This is a genomic window from Mycobacterium sp. TH-M106 (genome assembly GCF_057473765.1).
The window spans coordinates 1-3827 of sequence record NZ_JBYCLE010000066.1; the positions used below are offsets into that span (position 1 = coordinate 1).

General features: G+C 68.4%; 5 protein-coding genes. 3 read left to right on the forward strand and 2 right to left on the reverse strand.

Annotation, left to right across the window (positions count from 1 at the left end):
* On the forward strand, positions 1–804 hold an 804-nt coding region (locus AC2VOP_RS02155), incomplete at its 5' end, for an alkaline phosphatase family protein (protein ID WP_486959441.1).
* 4 nt (positions 805–808) lie between these two features.
* On the opposite strand, the gene AC2VOP_RS02160 is transcribed toward AC2VOP_RS02155, so the two are convergent.
* Complete coding sequence (locus AC2VOP_RS02160; protein WP_486959442.1) at positions 809–1474, reverse strand: thioredoxin domain-containing protein; 666 nt, start codon at positions 1472–1474, stop codon at positions 809–811.
* A gap of 65 nt (positions 1475–1539) precedes the next feature.
* Between AC2VOP_RS02160 and AC2VOP_RS02165 the strand changes: the two genes are divergently transcribed.
* Complete coding sequence (locus tag AC2VOP_RS02165; protein WP_486959443.1) at positions 1540–2223, forward strand: demethylmenaquinone methyltransferase; 684 nt, start codon at positions 1540–1542, stop codon at positions 2221–2223.
* 21 nt (positions 2224–2244) lie between these two features.
* Here the strand turns inward: AC2VOP_RS02165 and menJ are convergent, their stop codons facing one another.
* The gene (gene menJ, locus AC2VOP_RS02170) at positions 2245–3480 is read right to left on the reverse strand and encodes a menaquinone reductase (RefSeq protein ID WP_486959444.1); all 1236 of its coding nucleotides are present in this window, start codon (positions 3478–3480) and stop codon (positions 2245–2247) included.
* A gap of 15 nt (positions 3481–3495) precedes the next feature.
* Here menJ and AC2VOP_RS02175 point away from each other — a divergent pair.
* Positions 3496–3827, forward strand: a 332-nt coding sequence (locus AC2VOP_RS02175) for a polyprenyl synthetase family protein (RefSeq protein ID WP_486959445.1), incomplete at its 3' end; no start/stop codon positions are given.

The window sequence follows — 3827 nt, forward strand, 5'->3', positions numbered from 1 at the left end:
CTGATCAAGACCGAAGATTTCGACAGCAACTACTACTCGCTGAGCCACCCCAGCGACGCCAACTACATGCGGATCATGGGCGGGTCGGGCTTCGGCATCGACTACGATCCCAACACGGTCGTCGTCAATGCGCCCAGCCTCATGCAGGAAATGGATCAGAAGGGCGTATCGTGGGCCAGCTACGACCAAGGCATCCCGGCGGGTACCACCGACATAACGCCGGGTGACGCCGTCAACGCAACGCCCTTCGGTCTCTTCAGCTACGTCTACCACAACACCCCCGCCTACCTGCAGGAACACATTTTCCCGCAGTCGGATTTGTCGAGCGCTCTGCAGAAACCGAGCACCTTCCCGGACTTCTCGTGGGTCTTACCCGACGAGGCCAGCAACATGGAAGGCCCCATCAATTCTCTTAGTGGCATCCTCAAGTTCATTGTCGGCAACCTCACGAACCAGCAGTACAACGTCGCGGCCGGCGACCAGTACCTGCAGCAGACGATATCCACCATTGAGAACTCGCCGACGTGGACTGACCCGAACGAGAAGGACGCGATCATCATCACGTGGGACGAGGACAGCAACGTCCTGTCGTTGGGCCTCGGTAACGAAGGCAACAATGTTCCGATGATCGTCATCCCGAACGAGGGCGCGGTGACGGATGGGGGGATGCAAGCCGGCCCCTTCACCACCGACACCTATTACAACCAGTACAACCTGATGTCCACTATTGAAGACGCCTTGGGTCTGGCTCCGCTGACCGACAACGACAAATACGCCGAACCGATGAACGCTTTCTGGAAATAGTGCCTTAGCCGGCCTGTACCAGCCGGTCCAGCCAGCCGGGCTCATCGGTGTCCACCAGGCTGTTGGTCTTGACGTCGTCAACGGTAGGGGTGCCCGGGTTTTCGGGGTTCACCTGGTTGAGCCGGGCCCGGTTGACCGCATTCATCGCGACGGTGTCGACGCGCGGCTCACCGGAGACGATCCGGTCCACCACCTGATCGGGCACACCGCTTTCGCGGGCCATTCCGGCGATCTCGTCGACACTGGGCGCGTTGGGATCGCCGCCGCGCGGAGTCTGATGCCGGTACAGGTCGGCCACGAAGGCCTGGTAGGCAGCCGCGGAAGTTGCCGGGTCGGCCGCCTGCATCAGCGCGTTGCCGACCCGGGCGGACGTATCGTTGTGCCGCCTGTCGTCGAGGAACGTCAGCCACCGATACGTCACCGCCAGCTGGCCGCTGCCCAGATAGCGGCCGATGGCCGTCCCGGACGCCGACTCGAACTTCGCACAGTCCGGACACTGCGGGTCGCAGAAGAACTCCAGTTGCACCGGGGCATCGGCAGATCCGGCGACCACGCCGAAGCGATCCGGGGCGAGGGAAGTACCCGGCGCCTCGGGGTCGGCCCCCGCTGGACCGGGGAAGGTGATCACGCATGCCACCAGCATCACCAATGCTCCCAGCCAGGACCGCATCCATCACCTCGTGCCTGCGCGTACGTGCGCACCGGCCACCATATCCAACCGGTAGCGTCGATGCGGTGAGCCGCGCGAGCCTGGACAAGGATCCCCGTGCGGTGGCGGCGATGTTCGACGCGGTGGCACGCCGCTACGACCGCACCAACACGGTTTTGTCGCTGGGCCGGGACCGCTACTGGCGGCGGGCCACCCGGTCGGAGTTGCATCTGCAGCCCGAGGAGAAGGTGCTGGACCTCGCCGCCGGGACCGCGGTCTCGACGGTGGAGCTGGCGCGCTCGGGTGCCTGGTGTGTGGCGGCGGACTTCTCGGTCGGGATGCTGGCGGCGGGCAGCCGGCGCGACGTGCCGAAGGTCACCGGTGACGCCACCCGGCTGCCGTTCTCCGACGGCGTCTTCGATGCGGTCACCATCAGTTTCGGGCTGCGCAACGTCGCCGAACCCGACGCGGCGCTGCGCGAGATGGCGCGAGTCACCCGGCCCGGCGGCCGGCTGGTGGTGTGCGAGTTTTCCACCCCGCTCAATGGGTTGTTCGCCACCGTATACAAGGAGTACCTGATGCGGGCGTTGCCGTCGGTCGCACGCGTGGTGTCTTCCAACCCGGATGCCTACGTCTACCTCGCCGAGTCGATCCGGGCCTGGCCCGACCAGGCGGCGCTCGCGCGGCAGATCGAGCGGTCCGGCTGGTCGGCGGTGCACTGGCGCAACCTCACCGGCGGCATCGTCGCCCTGCACGTCGCCACCCGGTAGCTCCAGGGTGACGAACGGTTGTCAGCTGAATGGACGTCGACGGTCGATCAGCCGCGATACCCGCCCGCTCGCGCGCCACACCCGCGCCACCGCATCGGCGTCGTCGTCGGTGACCAGATTGGCCATCACCCGCACCGCAACGCCCATCAGCGCCGTCGAGCGCATCGCCAGCGGGCCGGCGCTGGGCAGAAACCGCGGGAAGGTCAGCAGCAACGCCATGCGGCGCGCCACCGAGAACCCGCGGGCGTAGCGCCGCTGCAGCACCGCCGGCCACGCCCGCGACACATCGGCGGCCCCCAGTAGCTCAGCGGCCAGCCGCCCGGTCTCCAACCCGTAGTCGATGCCCTCGCCGTTGAGCGGGTTGACGCAGGCGGCGGCGTCGCCGATCAGCATCCAGTTCGGCCCGGCCACGCCCGACACCGCACCGCCCATCGGTAGCAGCGCGCTCGCCGCAGCCCGCACCGGCCCGTCGAATCCCCACTCGTCGCGGCGCAGGTCGGCGTAGTAGCCCAGCAGCGGCCGCAACGCCAGGTCAGCGGGCCGTTTCGCGGTCGCCAGGGCACCCACGCCGATGTTCACCTCGCCGTTGCCTAGCGGGAAGATCCAGCCGTAGCCGGGCAGCACTTTGTCCTTAGAGCCGTCGGGTCCGCGCAGCTCCAGATGCGACGTCAGCCACGGCTCGTCGCTGCGCGGCGAGGCCAGATACCCGCGGGCCGCGACCGCGTACACCGTCTGCTGGTGCCACTGCCGGCCCAGCATCCGGCCCAGTGGGGACCGGGCGCCGTCGGCGACGATCAGCTGTCGGCAATCCACCCGCGCGCCGCCGGCCAGCTGCACCGAGCGCACCCGGCCGGACGAGTCATGGCGCACGCCGACAGCTTTGCGCCCCAGCAACATCCGCGCACCGGCTTCTTCGGCCACCTTGCGAATCCGCTCGTCCAGTTCGGTGCGCGGCACCGCGCTGCCGGTCGACGGGAACGCTCGCCCCGGCCAGTCCACCTGCACCTGGCCACCGAACCCGGTCATCCGCAGACCCCGATGCCGGATGTGGGTGTCCAGCCAGTCCCCGAGCCCCAACAGCTCCAGCTCCGCGACCGCGCGCGGGGTCAGCCCGTCGCCGCAGGGCTTGTCGCGGGGGAAGCTTGCGGCGTCAATCACCAGCACGTCGCGCCCCGCGCGGGCGGCCCAGGCGGCCGCCGCCGACCCGGCCGGCCCGGCGCCCACCACCACCACGTCGGCGTTGGTATCCACATTCACCAGTATGTTGGAGCTGTGCGGACACCGGCGACCGTGGTGGCGGGCCTGGATCTCAGCGACGTCGGTGACTCGGCGTTCGCCGCCGGCGTCCGCGACGGGGTGGCCCGCATCGAAGAGCTGATGGACACCGAACTGCGTGGCGGCGACGATCTGATGACCGAGGCGGTGACGCACCTGTTCGAGGCCGGCGGCAAACGGTTCCGCCCGCTCTTCACGGTGCTCTCGGCCCAGTTGGGGCCGGAACCGGACGCCTGGCAGGTGACGGTCGCCGGCGCGGTCATCGAACTGGTGCACCTGGCCACGCTCTATCACGACGACGTGATGGACGAGGCGGAGCTGCGCCGCGG